The sequence below is a fragment of the Celeribacter sp. genome (genome assembly GCF_048266405.1).
GTDB lineage: Bacteria > Pseudomonadota > Alphaproteobacteria > Rhodobacterales > Rhodobacteraceae > Celeribacter.
The window spans coordinates 50,964-73,073 of the sequence record NZ_JBLWZO010000002.1; the positions used below are offsets into that span (position 1 = coordinate 50,964).

The window sequence follows — 22,110 nt, forward strand, 5'->3', positions numbered from 1 at the left end:
CCGCGATCAAATCCGAAACGGCGAAATCGTGATTATGCCGATCAGGGCTTGCGATGATTTGCTTGTGCCTTGATGCGCAGCTTTTCGAGCTTCGCCTTGAACTTTTTGCGGCGGCGCGCCTGATAAGCAACGATCATTGGCAGCGTCACGTAATACCCGACGAGCCCCGCCACGAGACCAGGTACGATCCCGCCGACAAGATAGGGTAAAAACACCTCATGGAAAAATCGCCCTAACGCATCCCAGTTCGCATCGGCATCGGAGAAAATCGCCAGAAAATTACGCCAGAAATCATCTGCTGCATCGACAAATTTGCCCAAGAACGACCGCTCATGGACGTGATCGAACTCCGTTCCGAGAATAAAGTGGCCCATCTTCAACGACACGATACCAATCGGCACGTAGGTCAGTGGATTGCCGACGAAGGTCGCCAAAAGGGCGGCGATCACATTGCCACGCACAAGCTTTACAAGCGCATAAGCGACAAAAAAATGCAGCCCGAAGAACGGCGTGAACACCGAGAAGATGCCCGCAAAGACGCCCCGCGAAATGGTCTGAGGCGTGTCAGGCAGGCGGTGCAAACGGTGCTGAAGATAGAGTGCGGCACGATGCCAGCCCCCTTTTGGCCAAAGGGACCGTGCGAGCCAAGTTAAAGGGGGTAGCTTGTTACGGCGTTTGAAGACCATGTTTCCCCTCCCTGACTCTACGGTTTCCGGTCAAGGTCGCGGTAGCGACGGATACGCGCCACATCGCTTTCGGCCTCAAGGGCAAGCATCACCGCATGCAGGTGTTCCAGATCACGCAGATCGACGTCGACGATGAGACGGTAAAAGTCGGGTTTGCGGTCGACAAAGTTGAGATCGGAAATGTTGGCCTTTTGCTCGCCGATGAGGGTGCAAATCCGCCCCAAGACGCCCGCGCCATTTGCAATTGTAACGTCGAGAGACACGGTATGCTCCGCCGCATGTGGCCCCGCGTGCCATTGCAAATCGACCCAACGGCTCGTATCGGCTTCCAGTTCTTCAAGTGCAGGACAATCAATCGCGTGCGTCACAACTCCTTTGCCGCGATAGGTGATGCCAACGATCCGCTCCCCCGGTACGGGTTGGCAGCAATCTGCGCGGTGGTAGGTCTGTCCCTCTTCAAGGCCCAGAACGGCACGCTTGGCCTCGATCTCATCGCTTTCATGGATAAGTTCGGGATAAACGGCACGCACGACTGCGGAGGCGGTCAATTCGGCAGACCCCACCCGTGCGAGCAATTCCTCACTTGAAGGCAACGAGAGTTGGTTGGCTGCGGTTTTAAGAGCCTTATCAGTCGCTTTCTTGCCAATGTGTTCAAACGACACGCGCACCAATTCACGCCCCAGTTTGACGAAGCGTTCACGGTCCTCTTCGCGCAGAGACTTGCGGATCGCGGCCTTGGCGCGGCCCGTCACAACGATGTCGATCCATGTCCCTTGCGGGCGTTGCCCCTCGGCAGTGAGAACAACAACGGACTGGCCGTTTTTGAGACGCGTCCAGAGCGGCACACGGATACCGTCCACTTTGGCACCGACACAGCTATCGCCAATCCGCGTGTGGATCGCATAGGCAAAATCGAGCGGCGTGGCCCCTTTGGGCAGGGAAATCACCTCGCCCTTTGGCGTGAAGCAGAACACCTTATCGGCGTACATTTCCATCTTCACATGCTCAAGAAACTCGCTGTGGTTTTCGGAGTTCTCAAACCGCTCGGTCAATTGGGCCAGCCACTTTGCCGGATCAACAGCAAACGGGTTTTGCGCCCGCACACCGTCGCGATAAGACCAATGCGCTGCAACACCGCTTTCGGCCACTTCGTGCATTTGGCGGGTGCGGATTTGCACCTCGACACGTTTACCATCACGTCCCGACACCGTGGTGTGGATCGAGCGATAACCATTGGATTTGGGTTGGCTGATGTAGTCTTTGAACCGTCCGGGGACGACTTTCCACCGCTGATGGATCACGCCCAAAACGCGGTAGCAATCCGCCTCGGAGCGGGTAATGATACGGAACCCGTAGATGTCGGACAGGCGGGAGAAACTTTGCTGCTTCTCCTCCATCTTACGCCAGATTGAATAGGGCTTCTTGGCACGGCCAAACACATCGGCATCCACGCCTGCCTTTTCCAATGAGGCGCGAATGTCGGTGGTGATCTTGTGGATCACATCGCCTGTTTCGCGTTGCAGCGTGATGAAGCGGCGAATGATCGAATTGCGGGCTTCCGGATTGATGACGCGGAACGAGAGATCCTCAAGTTCCTCACGCATCCACTGCATCCCCATGCGCCCTGCAAGCGGCGCATAAATGTCCATCGTTTCCCGCGCTTTTTGCAGCTGTTTCTCGGGCCGCATGGATTTAATCGTGCGCATATTGTGCAGACGGTCAGCGAGTTTGACGAGGATCACCCGCAAGTCTTTGGACATCGCCATGAACAGCTTACGGAAGTTTTCCGCCTGTTTGGTCTCTGTCGAGGACAGTTGCAGGTTGGTAAGTTTCGTGACGCCATCAACCAGTTCGGCCACATCTGTGCCAAACCGACGCTCAACCTCGGCGTAGGACGCGCGGGTGTCTTCGATAGTGTCGTGCAAAAGAGCGGTGATGATTGTCGCGTCGTCAAGCGCCTGTTCGGTCAGGATCGCTGCAACGGCAACAGGGTGGGAGAAATACGGCTCACCGGAGTGGCGGAATTGTCCCTCATGCATCTCACGACCATAGGCATAGGCATCGCGAATGAGATCGGCATCTGTTTTGGGGTTATAGTTGCGGACCAGAGCGATCAGGTCTTCGACGTCGATCATGTTCGGTCCGCAAACTCCGCTTGTGGGGCCTCTTACGAGGTCTTTGTCTTACTGCTGCCCTTGCGCTTCCATAAGAGCGCGAAGCAATTTCTCTTCGGACATATCGTCATCGGCAGGTTTATCAGTCTCCTGACCCATCAAAAGCGCCATTTGGTCTTCTTCGGGTTCATCGACTTCGATCTGTGTTTGGTAGAACTCAATCGCACGTTCACGCAGCGCGTCAGCGGATTGTGTTTCTTCCGCAATTTCGCGCAAGGCGACGACGGGATTTTTGTCGTTGTCACGATCCACAGTCAGGGCGGAACCCGCGGCAATCTCACGCGCACGGTGAGAGGCGAGCATAACGAGCTCGAAGCGGTTCGGAACCTTGTCGACGCAATCTTCTACGGTGACGCGAGCCATGGGATCTCCAATTCTTAAACTGTGCGGGGCAACAAAGGCACTATCTAGGGGCAGATACCCCGCATTGCAAGTTGAGAATGCGTATAATCCACCTGCAAATCACCAGATCACAGTGGTTTTATCCCCGCAAGCTCGCTTTCGGGGAGCTCATCACACATTTGCGCAACCGTTTTGCCCGAAATCGGGTGAACCCAATCGGGAGCGACATCGCGCAAGGGAATCAGGACAAAACCCCGATCCTGAATGCGGGGATGCGGCAAAAGCAGGCCCTGTGGCGAGCGTGACCGTTGCTCCGCCGCGGGCATGGTGATCCAATTATTCACAGTTGTGACGTCAGGGAATATTTGGTCGCCAAGGCCCAAAAGATCGAGATCAAGCGTCCGTCCCACCCACCGCGCGTGTCGTTCACGGCCAAACTGCGCCTCGATTTCATGCAAAAGTGCTAAAAGATCCGCCGCGCTCAGGTTCGTTTCGACCGTAGCACAGGCGTTCACAAAATCTGGCCCCGCACCGGCGGGAAAACAGGGCGTGCGGTAAAAAGGACTGATTGCACAAACAGTTAGGCCGCCACGCTCTAAGGCCGCCAAGGCGGCGCGCAGGGTCTCAGAAGGGGTCCCTATCGACGACGGTAAATTCCCCCCCAAAGCAAGATACGCAATTTGTCGCTGATTATAATCGCTCATGCGCGGGGTCCCTGTATATTTTGGCAGGTTACAGATATGTGACACGGGCATTACTGGTCAGCTCAACTACATCGAATTACATACTGGAAAACGTAGTTCGACGGAATACATACTGGCACACGTAATAAGTCCGATATGCACAAAAGGGCAAAACATGTTTTATAAAGACGAACGACTTGCTTTGTTTATAGACGGGTCAAATCTCTACGCCGCAGCAAAGGCACTTGGATTCGATATCGACTACAAACTCTTACGCCAAGAGTTCATGCGCCGCGGCAAAATGCTCCGCGCCAACTACTACACCGCTTTGTTGGAAAACGATGACTATTCGCCAATTCGACCCCTTGTCGACTGGCTGAATTACAACGGGTTCACAATGATCACCAAACCCGCCAAAGAGTTCACGGACTCGATGGGGCGGCGCAAGATCAAAGGCAACATGGACATCGAACTGACCGTCGATGCGATGGAACTGGCCCCGCGGATTGATCACATCGTGATTTTCTCTGGCGACGGCGACTTCCGCCCTCTGATTGAAAGCCTGCAGCGCCAAGGCGTGCGTGTATCCGTGGTCTCCACAATCCGCAGTCAACCACCAATGATCGCTGACGAGTTGCGTCGCCAAGCCGATAACTTCATCGAATTGGACGATTTGCGCGATGTGATTGGCCGCCCGATCCGTGAGCCGCGTGAACATGTTGTTGGAGCGGACGACTAGTCCCGACCACAAACTCCATCTGAAAACGCCTCCGCAATGTCGGGGGCGTTTTGCATTCGCACTGCCACATGAGCCGCAGGCATTGCCAATTCGTGCGCAAGCCAATACCTCTAGAGCCAAGGAGCGCACGCATGACACAAACCCCTCTCACACTCTATCTCGCCGCTCCGCGCGGCTTTTGCGCAGGCGTAGACCGCGCGATCAAGATCGTTGAAATGGCGATCGAGAAATGGGGGCCGCCCGTCTATGTGCGCCACGAAATCGTGCACAACAAATTCGTGGTCGATAGCCTCAAGGACAAAGGCGCGATTTTCGTTGAAGAGCTGGACGAATGCCCCAACGACCGCCCTGTGATTTTCTCAGCCCACGGGGTGCCAAAATCCGTCCCTGCGCTGGCTGAGCAACGCGAAATGATCTACGTAGACGCCACCTGTCCGTTGGTGTCAAAGGTCCACATCGAAGCCGAGCGCCACCATGCGGACGGCTTGCAAATGGTGATGATCGGTCATGCGGGCCACCCTGAGACCATCGGCACGATGGGACAATTGCCAGAGGGCGAAGTGCTGCTTGTCGAGACACCCGAAGACGTTGCGGGGCTTGAGGTGCGCGATCCCGAAAAGCTCGCCTTCATCACCCAGACAACGCTTTCAGTGGACGACACGGTGGATGTGATCGCAGCCCTTCGTGCACGGTTCCCCACTATCGTCGGCCCCCACAAAGAAGACATCTGCTACGCCACGACCAACCGCCAAGCCGCAGTCAAAGCCATCGCATCGAACATCGACGCGCTCTTGGTTATCGGTGCGCCAAATTCCTCCAACTCACAACGCTTGGTCGAGGTGGGCCGTGCCAATGGCTGTGCCTATAGCCAACTCGTTCAACGGGCCACAGATATTGATTGGCGCGCTCTTGAGGGCATTACAAACGTCGGCATTTCTGCGGGCGCCTCAGCACCCGAAGTGCTCGTCAACGAAGTGATCGACGCATTTAAGGCGCGTTTCAAAGTCACCGTCGAACTTGTGGAAACCGCACAAGAGAACATCGAATTCAAAGTCCCGCGTGTATTGAGGCAGGCCAATGTCGGTTGAGTTTTTAGCAACCGCGTTCATCGTGTGCCTCGTCCCCGGCATCGGCGTGATCTTCACACTGTCGACCACCTTGGGGCGTGGGTTGCGAGCAGGCTTTTGGGCCATTGTCGGCTGCACCTTGGCCACGGTGCTGCATCTGTGTGTCGCCCTTGCGGGGCTCGCCGCGGTTTTGCAAACCTCCGCCCTGCTGTTTTCAGCGATCAAATATGCGGGGGTTGCCTACCTGCTCTATATGGCTTGGGGCACGCTCAAAGGCACGGGATCACTCAAAGTCACGCCTGACACCACGCCGCTGTCTGCCCGTCAACTGGTGCGGCGCGGATTGGTTTTGAACATCCTCAACCCAAAACTGCCGATGTTTTTCGCGGCCTTCCTGCCACAGTTCATCCCCGCGCAAGCCACCCACCCCACCCTGCTCTTGATCGAACTTGGTCTTGGATTTGTCGCCATGACCTTTGCCGTGTTTGCTTTTTACGCTCTCGCCGCGGGATGGCTTCGCTTGCGCGTTGTCGAAAGCGACCGCGCGATGGCATGGATGCGACGCGTATTTGCGGCGTCGTTCGCGGCACTCGGCGCAAAGCTGGCGCTAGAACGCGCGTAATGCCCACATTGAGAGGTCAATAAATGCCCGAAATTCACGCATGGACCGATGGGGCCTGCTCTGGAAATCCCGGCCCTGGTGGCTGGGGCGTTTTGATGCGGGCCATGAATGGTTCCGAGATCATCAAAGAGCGCGAACTGAGTGGCGGCGAAGCGGACACAACCAACAACCGAATGGAGCTTTTGGCCGCGATCAACGCGCTTGAAACTCTCACCCGTCCAACAGACATCACCATCACCACCGATAGCGCCTATGTCAAAAACGGTGTGACGGGGTGGATTCACGGTTGGAAACGCAACGGGTGGAAAACCTCGAACAAAAAGCCCGTCAAGAACGTCGACCTATGGCAACGCATTGACGCGGCCCAAGAGACCCATAATGTCACGTGGAAATGGATCAAGGGGCACGCAGGACACGCGGAGAACGAGCGGGCCGACGAGCTTGCCCGCGCGGGCATGGCCCCTTTCAAGAAGGCGGCAAAATGACCCTGATTGAATTCCTCGATTATGCCGCCGTGGTGGTGTTCGCGATTACGGGCGCTCTTGCCGCGTCCCGCGCCCAACTCGATATTGTCGGCTTTGCCTTTGTCGCCTCGTTGACGGCGGTTGGGGGAGGCACGATCCGTGACCTTTTGCTCAAACGCGAAGCCGTTTTCTGGGTCGAAAATACCGACTACATCTTCTACGCCGTAGTCGCCGCTTTCGCAGTTTTCTTTGCCGCACACCTGTTTGAAAGCCGCCTCAAAGCGCTGATGTGGCTGGATGCCGTTGCCCTCGCTGTGGCTGTGTCGGCAGGAACGAGCGTGGCGATGGAGATGGATCAACTACCGCAAGTCGTGGTGATCATGGGAATTGCAACGGGATGCTTTGGTGGCCTGATGCGTGACGTGGTGTGTAACGAAGTGCCACTTGTTCTCAAGCAGGGCGAGCTTTACGCCTCCGCCGCTTTTGCTGGTGCCTTGGCCGCTGTCATCGCTTCGTTTGTCACGCCGTCGCCATTGGTGATCAGTTTGGCCTGCGCAGGAACGACCTTCATTTTGCGTGCGGGAAGTCTGAAGTTCGGATGGTCCCTCCCCGTCTATAAATCCCGCCCGCCACGCGCCTGAGGCGTTTAGAAAAAATCTGCGTAATACTCGGTGGCGATTAAGGCGAGGATACAGGCAACCGCCCATCCCCCTGGTCGAAACATCAGCCAGATGCAGGTGCCCACAACAATGCGCATCGCCAATCGTGGGATCGCCAAGATCGCGAACATTTAGCCGCGCTCCGAGATTTTCTTCCAGATCCAGATCAGCGCCATCGCGCCAAGGATGGCCCCGACAAACCCTGCGGCCATTCCGAACAAGGCCCCGATCAGGCGCAGGATGAGCGTTCCAAACAACGCTCCTGCGATGCCGATTGCGATAGTGACGGGCACCGACGAGCGCAAATCTAGCAATCGCGTGGCAATGAAACCTGCGGCCGCGCCGACAATCACGAGAAACAAAATGGGCATGCTCTACCTCCGCCGCCAATGGGTTGGGATAATGATCAACGCCCCGAGTGACGAGACAATCGCGTTCAACCCCGCAGGGCGCAGACCGATCCCGAACATCAGTTTGACGAAATAGGCGAGAAACGCACCGCCGACACAGATGATGATGGATTGAAGGTAGCCATTACGGGTGAAGCCGGTTTTCTCGGAGGCGTAGCCTACGATACCTGCAATCACCACTGTGCCGATCATGACGGGAAACATTTACGATCCTTTACGCGAACTGGGTGCCCTTAGGCATATCCAATCCTTTCAGAATTTCAGTCACAGGCATAGCCCGTTTCCCCTCACGTTGCGCAGTTGTGATCTCAACAGCACCCTCACCGCAGGCGATGGTAAACGCGCCGATGACTTCTCCAGCGGCACCCTGACCGTCTACGACGCGTGACATGTGGAACTTGATCCGCTCGCCATTCAACTCCGCCCATGCGCCCGGAAACGGGGTAAGGCCACGGATTTGACGATCAATGGCCGAGGCAGGACGCGACCAGTCAATCCTGGCCTCTGCTTTGTCGATCTTCTTGGCGTAGGTGACGCCCGCCTCGGATTGGACCTCGGGGATCAAATGCGGGAGGGCATCAAGCGCCGTCACAATGGCCTCTGCACCCATTTCGGACAGGCGGTCATGCAGGGTCGCGGTAGTGTCGTCGTCCGCGATCTCGGTCTCTTGGCGCAACAAAACTGGCCCCGTATCGAGACCTGCTTCCATTTGCATGATGCACACACCCGTTGCCGCATCTCCCTCAATCACCGCGCGGTGGATCGGAGCGGCCCCGCGCCAACGTGGCAGCAAAGACGCGTGAATATTGAGGCAGCCGTTCGTGGGCGCATCAAGCAGGGTTTGCGGCAGGATAAGTCCGTAGGCCACGACCACCGCGACATCCGCCTCAAGCGCTTCAAAGGCGGCGACATCAGCGGGATCTTTGAAATTGAGCGGGTGGCGGACAGGTAGGCCAAGCTCTTCGGCACGAGCCTGAACAGGGGTTGGACGGTCTTTCTTGCCGCGCCCAGCGGGGCGGGGTGGCTGGCAATAGACACAGGCAATCTCGTGACCAGCCTCAACCAGAGCGTCAAGCACAGGCACGGAAAACGCGGGCGATCCCATGAAAACCACTCTCATTTCATCGCTCCCGTTTTCTTCGCCTTTTTAAGAAACATCTGACGCTTCACCGGTTTGAGGTTGTCGAAATACATTTTGCCGTTCAGGTGATCGATCTGGTGCTGCACGGACGTGGCCCAGAGGCCCACAAAATCGCGTTCTTCCTGCTCGCCGCTCTCGTTCAAAAACGCGACAGTCACCGCGCGAGGGCGGGAGATCACAGCCGACATTCCCGGCAAATTCGGTGAGGCTTCCTCATGCTCGCGCAGCTGCACTGAGGAATGAAGGACGCGCGGGTTGGCCATGCGCACCGCCTTGCCGCGCTCATCTGAACAATCGACGACAGCCAGTTGCATCATCACGCCAATCTGAGGCCCTGCGAGCCCATAGCCCGGCATCGCGTCCATCGTTTCCACCATGTCGTCCCAAATGCCGCACACCTCATCGGTGACCGTCTCGACAGGGGGAACCGCCGTTTTCAATCGCTTGTCAGGATAGGGAATAAAAGGTCGGGCAGCCATTGTCGTCACCTTTGAAACTTTGGCGGATACCGCCCGTGAACCTGTGCCACACACGGCACTAGTCGCGCATTTGCTCGCGCTTGAGCTTTTGCATTTTCCGCGTAATCATCTGGCGCTTCATCGGCTTGAGGTAGTCAATGAATAGCTTGCCGTTGAGATGGTCGATCTCATGTTGCACACAGGTTGCCCAAAGCTCGTCGAACTCTTGCTCGTGGTCGCGGCCCTCGACATCCTGCCATGTCACGCGCACCATCTTCGGGCGCTCGACTTCGGCGTACTGACCGGGAATCGACAAACACCCCTCTTCATAGACATTGCGCTCATCGCTTTCCCACACTACTTGCGGGTTCACGAGCGCCATGGGTTCAGGCGTTCCGCCTTCTTCCTTGACGCAATCCATCACCAAAAGGCGGTTCATCACGCCGATTTGCGGCGCGGCCAAACCGATGCCCGGCGCGTCATACATCGTCTCAAGCATATCATCCGCCAAAGCAGCCAGTGCTTTGTCAAATTCGGTGACGGGATCACATGCTTTTTTAAGGCGCGGGTCGGGGTGTATCAGAATGGGCTTCAGGGTCATAAGTCTGCATGTAATCAATGCGCCGCAGCTTCGCAACTGTGCGTCATGGTGTGACGCGACGCCTCAGGTCAAAAAAGTGGTTTTCTATATGGTAACGCGCGCACTATCGTACCTCGAAACCTACAGAAGGAAAGAACATGACCCAATCCCCGTTTGACAAAGTCGTCGACCGCCACGGCACCCACTGTGCGAAGTGGGACAGTATGGAAAGCCTGTATGGTGTTCCTGCCTCGGACGGGATTGCGATGTGGGTTGCCGATATGGATTTTCACCCGCCCGCCTGTGTGCAAAAGGCGGTTGAGGATATGGCCGCGCATGGCGTCTATGGCTATTTCGGCGATGAGAGCGACTATAAGGCCGCGATTGCGTGGTGGATGCAAAACCGCCACGGATGGACCATCGAACCCGATTGGATTTTCACAACGCACGGTTTGGTCAACGGCACGGGGCTGTGCCTTGATACCTTTACCAAAGAGGGCGACGGGGTGGTCCTGACCACTCCCGTTTACCATGCGTTTGCCCGCACCATCAAAGCCGCAGGGCGCACTGTTGTCGAATGCGAACTGGCACTCAATGACGGGTACTATGAAATGGATTTCGAGGCCTGGGATGCGCAGATGACAGGCAAAGAGACCATGTTCATCCTCTGCTCTCCCCATAACCCTGGGGGACGCGTCTGGACCCGCGACGAGCTGCAAGGGGTCGCCGATTTCTGTATCCGTCACGACCTGATTCTGGTGTCCGACGAGATTCACCATGACCTCGTATTTGCGGGACATACACATATCCCAATGGCGCAGTTTCGCGACATTACGGATCGTTTGGTGATGATGACTGCGACCACAAAAACCTTCAACATCGCGGGCACCCATTCAGGCAACGTCATCATTGAAGACCCGAACCTACGCGGAAAATTCGCTACCCGTCTTGCGGCCTTGGGCATCTCGCCCAACTCCTTTGGCCTCAACATGGCGACAGCAGCCTATTCCCCAGAAGGCGCGGCATGGGTTGACGATTTGATCGCCTACCTTGACGGCAACCGCAAACTCTTTGACGACACGATCAATGCCATTCCCGGCCTCAAATCAATGCCGCTTGAGGCCACCTATCTGGCGTGGGTCGACTTCTCGGGGACAGGAATGACACGACAAGAGTTTACCGACCGTGTTCAAAAGGACGCCCACATTGCGCCGAACCACGGACCGACGTTTGGCAAAGGCGGCGAAAGCTATCTGCGCTTCAACCTTGCCACGCCGCGCTCGATTGTCGAGGAAGCCTGCACACGACTGCGCAACACGTTCAGCGACCTTCAGTAAATCGGGGTCAGCGCGTCAGCAAAGCGATCGGCGCGTCATCGGGCCGATCGTAATCCAATGGCGCTTTATCCGTGGCGACAGTTGAGCGTTTGTACTCGAACTGCATCTCATGGCCGTCGTCTTCGCTCGCGACGATCAACGCCTGATACAGGTGCTTTGCCCCATCGTAGAGATCCACAAGCCCGCGCAAATGATCGGCATCGTCACGGTCCAACGCGAATCCACCATCCCACATCCGAAGCACACGGAATGTCTCGTCGCCTGCTTGCACCCGCAAACGCGACTGCTTTTTCAAACTGGCTTTACGCGCCATTTCCAAGCCCTCACGGACTTCTTTGGACAGGTATGCAGACATGTGGTCCTCCTTTGAGTCGGCTCACCAAGCTGACGGCATAAGGATGGCCCATTCATGGTTACAGTCAAGTTAACGTTCCGTGACAAAGAGACATTGTCCCACAGACCGTTACCCTATTGGCGCACTTTCGGGCGCAAAACGTGAGGCATATCAGGATCATAAAGCGCGCTGTCCTTGAAGTCCGCCACTTCACCGAGCGCAGGACCGACCAAAATCAATGCTGTGCGTGTGATCTTCTCACTGCGAACCTTCTCGCGGATATCCGACAATGTGCCCCGAATGAGCATCTGATCAGGCCAGCCCACGCGGTAGGCCACAGCCACAGGACAATCCGCGCCATAATACGGCGCCAATTGGCGCTCTATCTCGCGCAGATTGCGCACCCCGAGGTGAATAGCCAATGTCGCCCCCGTGCGGGCAAAGTTCTCCAGCGTCTCGCCCGCGGGCATGGACGTGGATTTCATCGCCACGCGGGTGAGAACGATGGATTGCGCAATCTCGGGGATGGTCAATTCCTGACCCAAGGCAGCAGCCGCAGCGGCATAGGCGGGCACACCGGGGATGATTTCATAATCGATGCCGTCAGCGCGAAGGCGACGGATTTGCTCGGCAATCGCGCCATAGAGCGATGGATCACCACTGTGGACCCGCGCGACATTCTGCCCCGCCTCATGGGCCGCTTTGATCTCGGCGTGGGTGTCGTCCAAGGTCATCGGCGCTGTGTCCATGACCTTGGCTCCCTCGGGCGCACAGGCCACGACTTCAGCGGGGACAAGCGAGCCCGCGTAGAGGCACACAGGGCATTCACCGATGAGGCGCTCGGCCTTCTTGGTCAGCAGTTCGGGATCGCCGGGACCAGCCCCGATAAAATAGACAGTCATGACGCATCCTTGTCGTCGAGGTGGCGGTTGCCAACGTTTTCAAGATCCCCGTCAATACGGCGCGAATAGCCACGCGGGGTATACATACGCGGCCCTTCGCCAAGTTGGGCGAGGCGCGAATTGGACGAACCGATGAGAACCACGGTGAGCATATCCACCTCGTCCACCTCCAACTGGTCCAAGCGGCGATAGCGGACATTCTCGGTCGGGCGTCCGAGGTTCGAGGCGAGCATCACGGGCGTGTCAGCGGGGCGGTGTTGGAGCAAAATATCACGCGCCTCGGCCAAAAGCGTGCGGCGTTTTTTGGACACGGGATTGTAAAATGCGATCACGAAATCACCCTCGGCTGCGGCCTTGAGACGGCGCACAATATCCGCGCGGGGCGTCAGCAAATCCGACAGCGAAATGGCACAGAAATCATGGCCGAGCGGCGCCCCTGCGCGGGCAGCGGCACCCTGCAGAGCCGAGACGCCTGGCGAACACACAACCTCCGCGCGGCGGGCAGCATCAGACACGCCATGTTCGTCAGGGCCACGGTCCAACAATTCGAACACAAGTGCTGCCATCGCGTAGATCCCTGCATCGCCCGAACAGACAAGCGCGACGTTCTTGCCTTTTCCTGCTTGTTCAAGGGCATAGCGGCAACGATCCTCCTCGCCACCCAGCGGGAAATCGGAGCGGGTTTTGCCCATGGCCAAGGGCCCCAAAAGGTCGATGTAAAGCCCGTAGCCAACAAGCTCCTCGGCCTCGCTGATCAGGCGCGAAACCTCTGGCGTGCGCCATGCCGCCTGACCCGGACCGATGCCCACAACGGACAGACGGCCACGGGCGCGACCTTTGAGATCGGTGATCGGCGTGTCCGCTTTTGTGAGCGCGCAGGTGGTGTTGGCTGTTTTGCGTTTCTCAGCAAAGAGCGCACCGCCTGCGGCAAGGGCTGCGCCCTCGGCCACGCCGTGACAGCCGACTTCAGCGAACACCACGTCTGACGGGTTGGCGAGGCGGTCGGCGTAGGCTTCCAATTCGGTCGCCGTAAAGACCCGCAAAGGCACATCGAGACGCGCGGCAAGCGCGTTCATCGCGGGTTCATCGGCTTTGAGATCAAGGGTGTTCACACAGGCAATCGCACCTGTGGCGATGCCCGCCTCGGCAAGCAACGTAGATACGTTTTGCCATAGCTCCTCAGGGTCGGCATTGCGGGCACATCCGACGCCAAGCGCATAGCGCTGCGGATGATAAACAAGCCGTGATCCGCTGCCCTCAACAGGCGCGTCTGTGACGGTCAATTCAACATCGCCACCCGCGTCCTCGAGGTCGAAAATATTATGTCCTGACAAGGAGATACCGCCGCCTGCGAGCAGGGTCGCCATCGCCTCTTTGGCGTCCTCGGGATTGGCGAGGCGGTAGCCCAAAGGTGGCACATCCAAGGCCACGCCAAGCGCCAGATCACCTGCTGTTGTCAGGGCGGCTTTGGCGTCCAGAACGACGGCAATCTCCTTGGCCAGACGGTTAGCGCCGCGATGCCCGCCGAGCAGTGGGATAACCACCGAGCCATCGTCGGCCACGGACAGCACAGGCGGCTCGGATCGCTTGTCATTGAGCAGGGGGGCCACGGCGCGGATCAGGATGCCGCTGGCGCAGACACCAATCACGGGAATCCCCGCGGCGAAGAGGTCACGGATATGGTCTAAGGCATTGGGAAACGTGACTTTTGCTTGGGTGCGCCCTTCACGGCCATGAAGCTGTGCGCCCAGCGCGTTGGCGATACGGGCCGCGGTTTTTTCGCCCGATGCGTTCAGGGCGATGACAACAGGAGTTAGAGCCACGGGTCGGCCCCTTTCACGATTAGGATCATTGAGAAATACGGTGCTTTTTCGGGGGCCTCGGCGAGCGGCAGGACCACTTCGTCAGGGCAGGAGGCGCGTTCGATATAGACGGCTTTGTCGGTCAGACCCGCGTCGGAAATCATGGTGCGGACCGCGTCGAAATGACGGCCCAATTTCATGATAACGAGCGTGTCGGCCTCCTGTCGGACATGTGTCGGACCTTTGTCGGGCACGAGCCCGCCTTGCGCGATAAGTTGCGGCGCGGGGATGATGGTCACGACCTCGTTGCGCGCGGCCATCGGCAACCCCGCCACAGCGGCGCAGGTGGTCACGGAGGTGACGCCAGAGACGACCTCAACCGCGTAGTCGGATTTGAGGCGGGCATAGAGATACATGAACGAGCCGTAGAAAAACGGATCGCCCTCGCACAGCACAACCACATCGCGCCCTGCATCAAGCTCGGCGCGAATGGCGGCGGCACCTGTGTCATAGGCCGCTTGGGCGGGGCCGCGCTCCACCGTCATCGGCACATCCATGACGATCTCTTTGGTGCCTGCCGTGATGTGATCCGCCGCGATAGCGCGGGCAAAGGAACTGCCCCCCGCAAGGGAGGGATAGGCGATGACATCCGCGCCCGCGATGAGACGCGCCGCTTTGAGCGTCATCAGTTCGGGATCGCCCGGGCCGAGGCCTACGCCGTAAAGGGTGCCGCTCATGTTGGGGTACTCCCTTTGGTGAGGGTCCATTGTGTGACGGTCATAAAGGGTTTCCATCCGCTGAGGCTTCCGACGGGTTTGGCCCGCTCGACCGAGATGCGCGACAAGGCTCCACCAAATGCGCCGTGCAAGGCGAGCAAGGTCGCCTCGCCCTCAAGCGTGACGGTATTGGCGACGAGCCGTCCGTGGGGTTTGAGCGCCGCCCATGCGGTATCGAACACGGTGCGGGTCAGGCCGCCACCGATAAACACCGCGTCAGGCGCAGGCAGATTGGCAAGCGCCTCGGGAGCCGTGCCGTCGATCAATTTGAGCGCGGGTGCGCCAAGGGTGATGGCGTTCTGGGCGGCAAAGGCGCGGCGGTCGGCACGGCATTCGATCCCGATGGCGCGGGCGTCTCTTGCGGCCCGCATCCATTCGATTGCCACGGAACCAGAGCCACAACCGATGTCCCACAGCAACGCCCCACGCGCAGGGGCAAGTTTGGACAGGGTGATCGCGCGAACCTCCTGTTTGGTCATATTACCATCGGAGGCAAAGGCCGTGTCGGGCAGGCCCGTCCGGGGCAAGATCGCTGCGCCCTCGTCCGCGACACAGGCGACCGCGAGGGTGTGAAAGTCGGGCACATCTTGGGACCAATCGGCGGCGGTGCCGTCAAATCGGGCTTCTTCTGCGCCGTTCATATGGGCCAGAACCGTGAGTCGCGATGCGCCATATCCACGGTCACGCAATATCTGTGCGACCTGTGCGGGGCTTGCGGCGTCTTTGGTCAGGATCAGCAGAGACTGTTCGGGCGCGAGGAAGGGAATGATTTGCTCTGCGGGACGCCCGTGGATGGTCAGCGTTTCGCAATCGGCAAGGCTCCAGCCCATGCGGGCGGCGGCAAGTTGAAAGGCGGAGAGTTGCGGGTGAAACAGGATTTCGGCGGGGTCAATTTCTCGCGCGATCCGAGCGCCGACGGAATACCAAAGCGGATCACCCGTGGCGAGGACGACCACGCGGCGTCCTTTGAGCGTTTTGAGATCGGCGATCAGCGCGTCAAAGGGCGAGGGCCAAGCGCGGCGCTCGGCGGTCAGATGCGCGGTGAGGTCGTGATGACGGGTCGCGCCGAAGATCACCTCGGCACTCTCCAGAACGCTCAGGGTCGCGGGCGACAGGCTGTCCGCACCATTGTCGCCGATGCCGATGACGTGGAGCCACGCGCTCATGTGCGCTCTCCGATTTCGGGCAGGCCAACGGCAAGCGCGTTGACGGCGGCTGAAGCGATGGCCGAACCACCGCGACGCCCGCGCAGGGCAACGAACTCGCAGCCGCGCGGGTTTGCGGCCAGTTCGGCTTTGCTTTCTGCCGCGCCGACAAAGCCCACGGGGAAGCCGAGGATCACGGCGGGCTTTGGTGCGCCTTGCTCGATCATCTCAAGCAGGTGAAAGAGCGCGGTGGGGGCATTGCCGATGGCCACGACGGCCCCCTCAAGGTGATCCGCCCAGAACTCGACCGCTGCCGCCGAACGGGTGTTGCCGATGGCTTTGGCGTGGTCGGGTGTGCGCGGATCGTTGAGGGTGACGATCACCTCGTTGTCCGCAGGCAGGTAGCGACGGATGATCCCCGCGCCGACCATTTCGCAATCGCACAGGATCGGTGCCCCGTTTGCCAACGCCGCATGGCCCGCCGCATAGGCATTGGCGGAGAAGGCCAGACGGTCGGCCACCTCGACCATACCGCAGGCATGGATCAGGCGGATAGCGAGCCGTTCCATCCCTGCGTCGAAGCGATCGAGACGGGCCTCTTTGCGCACGATCTCAAAGCTCGCGGCGTAGATCGCGGCGGGGTCTTTCTCGTAAGGGCGCACCGATTAGACCTTTGCCTTGCGCGCACTTTCGGGCCCGTGCGGGTGGTCGGCATGGGGGTAGACGGGATGCACATGATCGTGGTCGTGATGATGGTGGTGATGATCATGGCTATGGCCGTGGTCATGTGCGTGATCGTGAGACTGCCCATGATCGTGGCTATGGTCGTGATGGTGGTGATGCTCATGCGGCATTTCGAGACGGCACATCCCCGTGCAGAAGGTATCGCAGAGCGTGCAATCGGCCACGTTTGATCCGGGAGCGGAGGCACCTTGGCCCTCGACGTGGTGGTGGTGGCTTTCTTGGATCGCGCCGACCTCGGCCTCGAAGCCCAGCACCTGAACGCGGTATTTGCACAGCACACAGGTGGGCGGTGGCGCTGCGGCCAGTGCGGGATGGGCGGCTGCGCGGTCCTCGGCGGTGATCTTTGTCCCGTCCTCGGTGGCGAGGATTTGGGTGCGGAACGGGCAGATGCCACAGTTCGGCACAGGCACGGGGCCAGTTTGCTCGATGATCCGCTCCGCGAAGGTTTCAAGCACCTTGGGGTGATCTTTGAGATAACCCGCTTTGACGAATTGAATGTCGGGATGCTCGGCGGCGACTTGGTCGGTGAAGCCGTAGATGCGGTCGATCAGGATGCCCGTGAACAGGAAATACGGGAAGACGATGACGCGTTTGTAGCCCAGCTTGGAGACGTGTTGCAGCGCAGGTTCGACGAGCGGGAAGGTCACGCCCGAATAGCCGACCTCACACCACCCGAAGCCCATACCTTCCCACAGCATCCGCGCGATTTTGGACACGTTGCCGTTGGCGTCAGGATCAGATGCGCCGCGCCCGATCACGACCAGAGCCGTCTCGTGCAGCGGCAGCTCGCCATGCTCGGCGTTGGCCGCGTCAACGGCGGCCTGAACACGCGCCCCTGCGGCGGCGATCATTTTCGGGTCCACGCCCAATTCCCGCCCGTAGGACAGGTCGATGCCGTGTTTGGCGGCATAGGTGTTGAGAACGGTGGGGATGTCGTTTTTGGAGTGCATCGCGGCGAACAGCATTCCCGGAATGGCAAGAATGCGATCACAGCCCGCCTCGCGCAGACGGTCCAGCCCATCGCGGATCACGGGGTTCGCGAACTCCAGATAGCCGTAATCGACCAACCAGTCGTCGGGCAAAAGGGCGGGCAGTTTTTCGGCCAGAACGGCGAATTCGTCCACGGCAGCTTGGCTGCGTGACCCGTGGCCGCAGATCATAACTCCAGTTTTCATAATGGGCTCACGCTTCCTGAGTCTCGGAGTCGGCCTGACCCTCGGCGTCAGATGCGTCTTCGGCTTTGGCCTTGTTGCCCTTAATGCTTGTGACTGCGCCCCAAATGGCAATGCCTGCGGCGACGCCAAGGGCGATTCCCGCGATCCAATGGTCATGTCCTGCGGCATCAGCGATATGGCCGGGATGCGCAAAAGAAGGGGCAGCGATAAGGGCGAAGAAAAACGCGAGTACGCGGGTCATGTCTAATCCTTGTTGTTTGCCCCACGGATCGGGGCGTTTCACTCAAGGAGGCTAGGCACGGGTTTCACCCCATCCCTTTGACGATGCTGTGCGAGATCCCCGAATTGGGTCAATCTACCGTCAGCCAACCTCTCTGGCCCTCCGAAGTGAGGGCGTCGTCGCCTCATCTATAGGCGGGAGCACAGGGATTCTCAAACGCTTTAGCGGTAACAAATTCACCTCACATCACGGTACGCCACGGCACTTTGTGCAAATTCGCACCAAACCTGCGCCTTGGTCGCTATTTGCGCTCCGATACCCGCGCCCTAGATACGCTTTTACACAATTTGGAGAGCGCAATGGGTTATCTACAAAACGGCGGTTGGAATGTCGGGTGGTACGACACCACCAAAACAGGTGGACGGTTCGAGCGCTCGACAGCGGGCTTTCGCAACTGGATCACAGCCGATGGCAGCGCGGGCCCGACGGGCACCGACGGGTTCAAGGCCGAGGCGGGGCGTTACCACCTCTATGTCTCGCACGCCTGTCCGTGGGCACATCGCACGATGATCTTTCGTGCGCTCAAAGGTCTCGGTGATCTCGTCACCGTCTCCGCCGTGCACCCCGATATGTTGAAAGAGGGATGGACCTTTTCGACCGATTTCGACGGGGCCACGGGCGATGACCTGTTCGGGGTCGACTATCTGCGTGACATCTATACCAAAGCTGATCCGCAGGTCTCTGGCCGTGTGACCGTGCCGATCCTGTGGGACAAACAGCGCGACACCATCGTGTCCAACGAAAGCTCCGAGATCATCCGCATGTTCAACTCGGCCTTTGATGGCCTGACGGGCAACACCGATGATTATTATCCCGAGGCCCTGCGCCCGCGCATCGACGAGATCAACGACCGCATCTACAAGACCGTCAACAACGGCGTCTACCGCGCGGGGTTTGCCACGACGCAAGCTGCCTATGACGAGGCCATTGTGCCATTGTTCGACAGTCTCGACTGGATCGAAGGGCTATTGGGACAAAACCGCTACCTGACGGGCGACCAGATCACCGAAGCCGACTGGCGGCTGTTCACCACGCTTGTCCGTTTTGACAAGGTCTATCACGGGCACTTCAAATGTAACCTGAAACGGATCGTGGATTACCCTAATATGTGGGGCTACCTGCGTGAGCTGTATCAGGTGGAAGGGGTGAAAGAGACGGTGCATTTCGACCATATCGTGCGGCACTACTATTACAGTCACGACGCGATCAATCCGCACCGTATCGTGCCGATCACACCGCGCCCCGACTTTGACGCCCCGCACGGGCGCGACGATATTTAGCTTGCACTTAAACGCAGGCAGGGCAAAACACATCTCCATGACAACATGGATCACAATTTGCGAAACCTGTAAGCGCGACGATTGGTCGGAGCGCGGCATGGATAAAACCGACGGCGAGTTGCTCGCCGCCGAAATCGAAACACGTGCCGAAGCGGCAGGGGTCAAAACCCAGCGCGTCGCCTGCACGATGGGGTGCGAACGCGCCTGTAACATCATCGTGCAGGGCAAGACCGAGGACGGGACAGCCAAGATCAGCTATTCCTTGGGCACCTTTGAGGGCACGTCCGAGGATGCCGAGGCCATCGTTGAATATGCCGCGATGCACGCCGCCTCCCCCACGGGTCAGGTGCCGTTCCGCACATGGCCACAAGGGGTCAAAGGGCATTTCGTCTCGCGCCAACTGCCGCTGCCATCCGAGAGCGACACATGAGCAAACACCGCGATCACGGCGGCGGGTTGGATGCCGCCGTCGCCCGCTACGGCGGGGAGAAAGCTGACTGGATCGACCTGTCGACGGGCATCAACCCCGTGTCCTACCCCCTGTCCGACATCGCAATCGACGCATGGGCCGCGCTGCCCGATGCCGCCGCCCAAGACGGATTGGTTCAGGCCGCACGCGCCTTTTGGAAGGTGCCCCACGAGGCCGCTATTCTGGCCGCTCCGGGGGCATCGAGCCTCATTGCACGCCTGCCTGCGCTTTGGCCCAAAGGGCGCGTGGCGATCCAGACGCCGACCTACAACGAACACGCAGGCGCCTTTGACGCACATGGATGGGACATCGGCGCCTCCCCTGCCGACAAAGGCACCACCGTGCAGGTTGCCGTGCATCCCAACAATCCGGACGGGCGGATGTGGCAGGCGGACGAGTTCACCGCACCCGTCACCGTGATTGACGAAAGCTTTTGCGATATCGCCCCCGAGGCAAGCCACATCGCCCGCACCGCGCAACCCAACACGATTGTGCTCAAAAGTTTCGGGAAGTTCTGGGGCCTTGCGGGGCTGCGCTTGGGCTTTGCCATTGGCGATCCCGACCTCATTCACCGCCTGTCCACCCTGATCGGTCCTTGGGCAGTCTCTGGTCCTGCTCTGGCCATCGGACGCGAGGCGCTCAGGGATGCTGCATGGGCTGACGCCACCCGCACCCGACTGGCCGACGATGCCGCGCGTTTAGACGGAATCGTGACCGCCAAGGGTGCAAGCCTAGTGGGTGGCACGCCGCTGTTTCGGCTCTATGAGGTGGACGACGCCCGCGCATGGCAAAAACGCCTCGCGGAGGGCCGCGTCTGGTCGCGCATCTTCCCCTATTCGGACCGTTGGATTCGTCTCGGTCTGCCCGCCCCCGATGGGTGGGATCAGGTGGAGGCCGCGCTGTGACCACGTCTTTGGCCCTCGTTTTTGCGATGATCCTCGACGCGCTTTTGGGCGAGCCGAAATGGCTCTGGTCGCGCGTACCGCATCCCGCCGTTCTCATGGGGCGCTTGATCGAGGCGGCAGATCGCAGCCTCAACCACGGCACGACGCGGCGGCTCAAAGGCGGGCTGCTTGTCGCTGGTCTGGTCGTGGCAATGTGGGCCTTGGGATGGGTGCTGTCCTTTATCCCTTACGTGGACATCGTGCTTGGCGCGATCCTGTTGGCACAACGCTCGCTTGTGGATCACGTGCGTGATGTGGCCAAGGGGTTGCGCGACAGCCTTGCTGAGGGGCGTGCAGCCGTGGCGCGTATTGTCGGGCGCGACACCGCCGATATGGACGCCCCCGCCATCTCACGCGCCGCGATTGAATCGGGGGCCGAGAATTTCTCAGACGGGGTGATTGCCCCTGTGTTCTGGTTTCTCGTCGCGGGCTTGCCCGGTCTTTTGATCTACAAAGCCGTGAACACCGCCGACAGTATGATCGGCTACCGCACCGAACAATACGAAGACTTTGGCAAGGCGGCAGCGCGTCTAGATGATGTGCTGAACTGGATTCCTGCCCGTCTCTCCGCGCTGCTCATTGCCACCGCGAGCGGGCGCATTGATGTGCAGGGCATTCCGCGCGATGCCAAGCTACACCGCTCGCCCAACGCGGGTTGGCCCGAAGCGGCAATGTCGCGCGCCCTTGGCGTGTCGCTGTCGGGCCCGCGCTCCTATGAGGGAGAAATGACAGACTTTCCGTGGGTTCATGCCGACGGGCGCAAAACCGCAGGGGCCGCCGATATTGACCGCGCATGTCGCATGTTGTGGCGTGCGTGGGGGCTGACCCTCGCGGTTGTGATCCTCTTTGCATTTACCTAACCTTCGCCTGGCCGTTACGCTTCGCCTCACGATTGAC

Annotated in this window: 28 protein-coding genes; 10 read left to right on the forward strand and 18 right to left on the reverse strand. The window is 59.2% G+C overall.

Annotated features, from left to right (window positions below; all coding sequences use genetic code 11):
• Positions 1 to 41 precede the first annotated feature (41 nt).
• The 4 genes from ACN0TS_RS05005 to folK form a co-directional block, all read right to left on the reverse strand.
• Positions 42 to 686, reverse strand: a complete 645-nt coding sequence (locus ACN0TS_RS05005) for a DUF2062 domain-containing protein (RefSeq protein ID WP_417258237.1) — start codon at positions 684 to 686, stop codon at positions 42 to 44.
• A 17-nt stretch (positions 687 to 703) separates the two neighbouring features.
• On the reverse strand, positions 704 to 2,821 hold the full coding sequence (locus ACN0TS_RS05010) for a RelA/SpoT family protein (RefSeq protein ID WP_417258238.1): 2,118 nt from the start codon (positions 2,819 to 2,821) through the stop codon (positions 704 to 706).
• Between the two features lie 48 nt (positions 2,822 to 2,869).
• On the reverse strand, positions 2,870 to 3,223 hold the full coding sequence (gene rpoZ, locus ACN0TS_RS05015; protein WP_417258239.1) for a DNA-directed RNA polymerase subunit omega: 354 nt from the start codon (positions 3,221 to 3,223) through the stop codon (positions 2,870 to 2,872).
• Between the two features lie 107 nt (positions 3,224 to 3,330).
• On the reverse strand, positions 3,331 to 3,906 hold the full coding sequence (folK, locus tag ACN0TS_RS05020) for a 2-amino-4-hydroxy-6-hydroxymethyldihydropteridine diphosphokinase (protein WP_417258240.1): 576 nt from the start codon (positions 3,904 to 3,906) through the stop codon (positions 3,331 to 3,333).
• Between the two features lie 154 nt (positions 3,907 to 4,060).
• On the opposite strand from folK, the gene ACN0TS_RS05025 reads away from it, so the two are divergent.
• The 5 genes from ACN0TS_RS05025 (at position 4,061) to ACN0TS_RS05045 (ending at position 7,418) form a co-directional block, all read left to right on the forward strand.
• A complete protein-coding gene (locus ACN0TS_RS05025; RefSeq protein ID WP_417258241.1) occupies positions 4,061 to 4,624 on the forward strand; it encodes an NYN domain-containing protein in 564 nt (187 codons plus the stop codon).
• 131 nt (positions 4,625 to 4,755) lie between these two features.
• On the forward strand, positions 4,756 to 5,712 hold the full coding sequence (gene ispH, locus ACN0TS_RS05030) for a 4-hydroxy-3-methylbut-2-enyl diphosphate reductase (RefSeq protein WP_417258242.1): 957 nt from the start codon (positions 4,756 to 4,758) through the stop codon (positions 5,710 to 5,712).
• On the forward strand, positions 5,702 to 6,313 hold the full coding sequence (locus ACN0TS_RS05035; RefSeq protein ID WP_417258243.1) for a LysE family translocator: 612 nt from the start codon (positions 5,702 to 5,704) through the stop codon (positions 6,311 to 6,313). Before ispH ends, ACN0TS_RS05035 begins: the two co-directional genes overlap by 11 nt.
• 23 nt (positions 6,314 to 6,336) lie before the next feature.
• Positions 6,337 to 6,798 (forward strand): ribonuclease HI, encoded by a 462-nt coding sequence (gene rnhA / locus ACN0TS_RS05040; protein WP_417258244.1) that lies wholly within the window; start codon positions 6,337 to 6,339, stop codon positions 6,796 to 6,798.
• Positions 6,795 to 7,418: a trimeric intracellular cation channel family protein gene (locus ACN0TS_RS05045; protein ID WP_417258245.1), complete on the forward strand. Its 624-nt coding sequence runs from the start codon at positions 6,795 to 6,797 to the stop codon at positions 7,416 to 7,418. The genes rnhA and ACN0TS_RS05045 overlap by 4 nt, the downstream gene beginning before the upstream one ends.
• Positions 7,419 to 7,423: 5 nt before the next feature.
• Here the strand turns inward: ACN0TS_RS05045 and ACN0TS_RS05050 are convergent, their stop codons facing one another.
• From ACN0TS_RS05050 to def (ACN0TS_RS05075), 6 genes are read right to left on the reverse strand one after another with little or no spacing between them, the layout of a single operon-like run.
• Positions 7,424 to 7,567, reverse strand: coding sequence for a hypothetical protein (locus tag ACN0TS_RS05050; RefSeq protein WP_417258246.1), 144 nt, complete (start codon positions 7,565 to 7,567; stop codon positions 7,424 to 7,426).
• Complete coding sequence (locus ACN0TS_RS05055; protein WP_417258247.1) at positions 7,568 to 7,807, reverse strand: GlsB/YeaQ/YmgE family stress response membrane protein; 240 nt, start codon at positions 7,805 to 7,807, stop codon at positions 7,568 to 7,570.
• Positions 7,808 to 7,810: 3 nt separating this feature from the next.
• On the reverse strand, positions 7,811 to 8,050 hold the full coding sequence (locus ACN0TS_RS05060) for a hypothetical protein (protein WP_417258248.1): 240 nt from the start codon (positions 8,048 to 8,050) through the stop codon (positions 7,811 to 7,813).
• A 10-nt stretch (positions 8,051 to 8,060) separates the two neighbouring features.
• Complete coding sequence (gene fmt, locus ACN0TS_RS05065; protein ID WP_417258249.1) at positions 8,061 to 8,966, reverse strand: methionyl-tRNA formyltransferase; 906 nt, start codon at positions 8,964 to 8,966, stop codon at positions 8,061 to 8,063.
• On the reverse strand, positions 8,963 to 9,466 hold the full coding sequence (gene def / locus ACN0TS_RS05070; RefSeq protein WP_417258250.1) for a peptide deformylase: 504 nt from the start codon (positions 9,464 to 9,466) through the stop codon (positions 8,963 to 8,965). The genes fmt and def (ACN0TS_RS05070) overlap by 4 nt, the downstream gene beginning before the upstream one ends.
• A gap of 58 nt (positions 9,467 to 9,524) precedes the next feature.
• The gene (gene def, locus ACN0TS_RS05075; RefSeq protein WP_417258251.1) at positions 9,525 to 10,046 is read right to left on the reverse strand and encodes a peptide deformylase; all 522 of its coding nucleotides are present in this window, start codon (positions 10,044 to 10,046) and stop codon (positions 9,525 to 9,527) included.
• 137 nt (positions 10,047 to 10,183) lie between these two features.
• On the opposite strand from def (ACN0TS_RS05075), the gene ACN0TS_RS05080 reads away from it, so the two are divergent.
• Positions 10,184 to 11,362 (forward strand): MalY/PatB family protein, encoded by a 1,179-nt coding sequence (locus ACN0TS_RS05080; protein WP_417258252.1) that lies wholly within the window; start codon positions 10,184 to 10,186, stop codon positions 11,360 to 11,362.
• A gap of 7 nt (positions 11,363 to 11,369) precedes the next feature.
• Here the strand turns inward: ACN0TS_RS05080 and ACN0TS_RS05085 are convergent, their stop codons facing one another.
• The 8 genes from ACN0TS_RS05085 to ACN0TS_RS05120 form a co-directional block, all read right to left on the reverse strand.
• Positions 11,370 to 11,717, reverse strand: a complete 348-nt coding sequence (locus tag ACN0TS_RS05085) for a hypothetical protein (RefSeq protein WP_417258253.1) — start codon at positions 11,715 to 11,717, stop codon at positions 11,370 to 11,372.
• Positions 11,718 to 11,830: 113 nt separating this feature from the next.
• Positions 11,831 to 12,598 carry a precorrin-4 C(11)-methyltransferase gene (cobM, locus tag ACN0TS_RS05090; RefSeq protein ID WP_417258254.1) on the reverse strand — a complete coding sequence of 256 codons (768 nt, stop codon included), beginning with the start codon at positions 12,596 to 12,598 and terminating at the stop codon, positions 11,831 to 11,833.
• Positions 12,595 to 14,421 (reverse strand): precorrin-3B C(17)-methyltransferase, encoded by a 1,827-nt coding sequence (gene cobJ, locus ACN0TS_RS05095; protein ID WP_417258255.1) that lies wholly within the window; start codon positions 14,419 to 14,421, stop codon positions 12,595 to 12,597. The genes cobM and cobJ overlap by 4 nt, the downstream gene beginning before the upstream one ends.
• Entirely contained in the window at positions 14,412 to 15,137 is a 726-nt protein-coding gene (gene cobI / locus ACN0TS_RS05100; protein WP_417258256.1) for a precorrin-2 C(20)-methyltransferase, read from the reverse strand. The genes cobJ and cobI overlap by 10 nt, the downstream gene beginning before the upstream one ends.
• A complete protein-coding gene (gene cbiE, locus ACN0TS_RS05105) occupies positions 15,134 to 16,342 on the reverse strand; it encodes a precorrin-6y C5,15-methyltransferase (decarboxylating) subunit CbiE (RefSeq protein ID WP_417258257.1) in 1,209 nt (402 codons plus the stop codon). Before cbiE ends, cobI begins: the two co-directional genes overlap by 4 nt.
• Positions 16,339 to 16,983: a precorrin-8X methylmutase gene (locus ACN0TS_RS05110; protein ID WP_417258258.1), complete on the reverse strand. Its 645-nt coding sequence runs from the start codon at positions 16,981 to 16,983 to the stop codon at positions 16,339 to 16,341. Before ACN0TS_RS05110 ends, cbiE begins: the two co-directional genes overlap by 4 nt.
• A 3-nt stretch (positions 16,984 to 16,986) precedes the next feature.
• Entirely contained in the window at positions 16,987 to 18,240 is a 1,254-nt protein-coding gene (locus tag ACN0TS_RS05115; protein ID WP_417258259.1) for a sirohydrochlorin chelatase, read from the reverse strand.
• Between the two features lie 7 nt (positions 18,241 to 18,247).
• Entirely contained in the window at positions 18,248 to 18,481 is a 234-nt protein-coding gene (locus tag ACN0TS_RS05120; protein ID WP_417258260.1) for a DUF6732 family protein, read from the reverse strand.
• Between the two features lie 338 nt (positions 18,482 to 18,819).
• Here ACN0TS_RS05120 and ACN0TS_RS05125 point away from each other — a divergent pair, with 338 nt between their 5' ends.
• Genes ACN0TS_RS05125 through cbiB form a run of 4 tightly spaced genes read left to right on the forward strand, consistent with a single transcriptional unit; the run spans position 18,820 to position 22,073 of the window.
• Positions 18,820 to 19,800 carry a glutathione S-transferase family protein gene (locus tag ACN0TS_RS05125; protein WP_417258261.1) on the forward strand — a complete coding sequence of 327 codons (981 nt, stop codon included), beginning with the start codon at positions 18,820 to 18,822 and terminating at the stop codon, positions 19,798 to 19,800.
• A gap of 37 nt (positions 19,801 to 19,837) precedes the next feature.
• Entirely contained in the window at positions 19,838 to 20,230 is a 393-nt protein-coding gene (locus tag ACN0TS_RS05130) for a DUF1636 family protein (protein WP_417258262.1), read from the forward strand.
• The gene (gene cobD / locus ACN0TS_RS05135; RefSeq protein ID WP_417258263.1) at positions 20,227 to 21,174 is read left to right on the forward strand and encodes a threonine-phosphate decarboxylase CobD; all 948 of its coding nucleotides are present in this window, start codon (positions 20,227 to 20,229) and stop codon (positions 21,172 to 21,174) included. The genes ACN0TS_RS05130 and cobD overlap by 4 nt, the downstream gene beginning before the upstream one ends.
• Positions 21,171 to 22,073: an adenosylcobinamide-phosphate synthase CbiB gene (gene cbiB / locus ACN0TS_RS05140; RefSeq protein ID WP_417258264.1), complete on the forward strand. Its 903-nt coding sequence runs from the start codon at positions 21,171 to 21,173 to the stop codon at positions 22,071 to 22,073. The genes cobD and cbiB overlap by 4 nt, the downstream gene beginning before the upstream one ends.
• Positions 22,074 to 22,110: the final 37 nt, after the last annotated feature.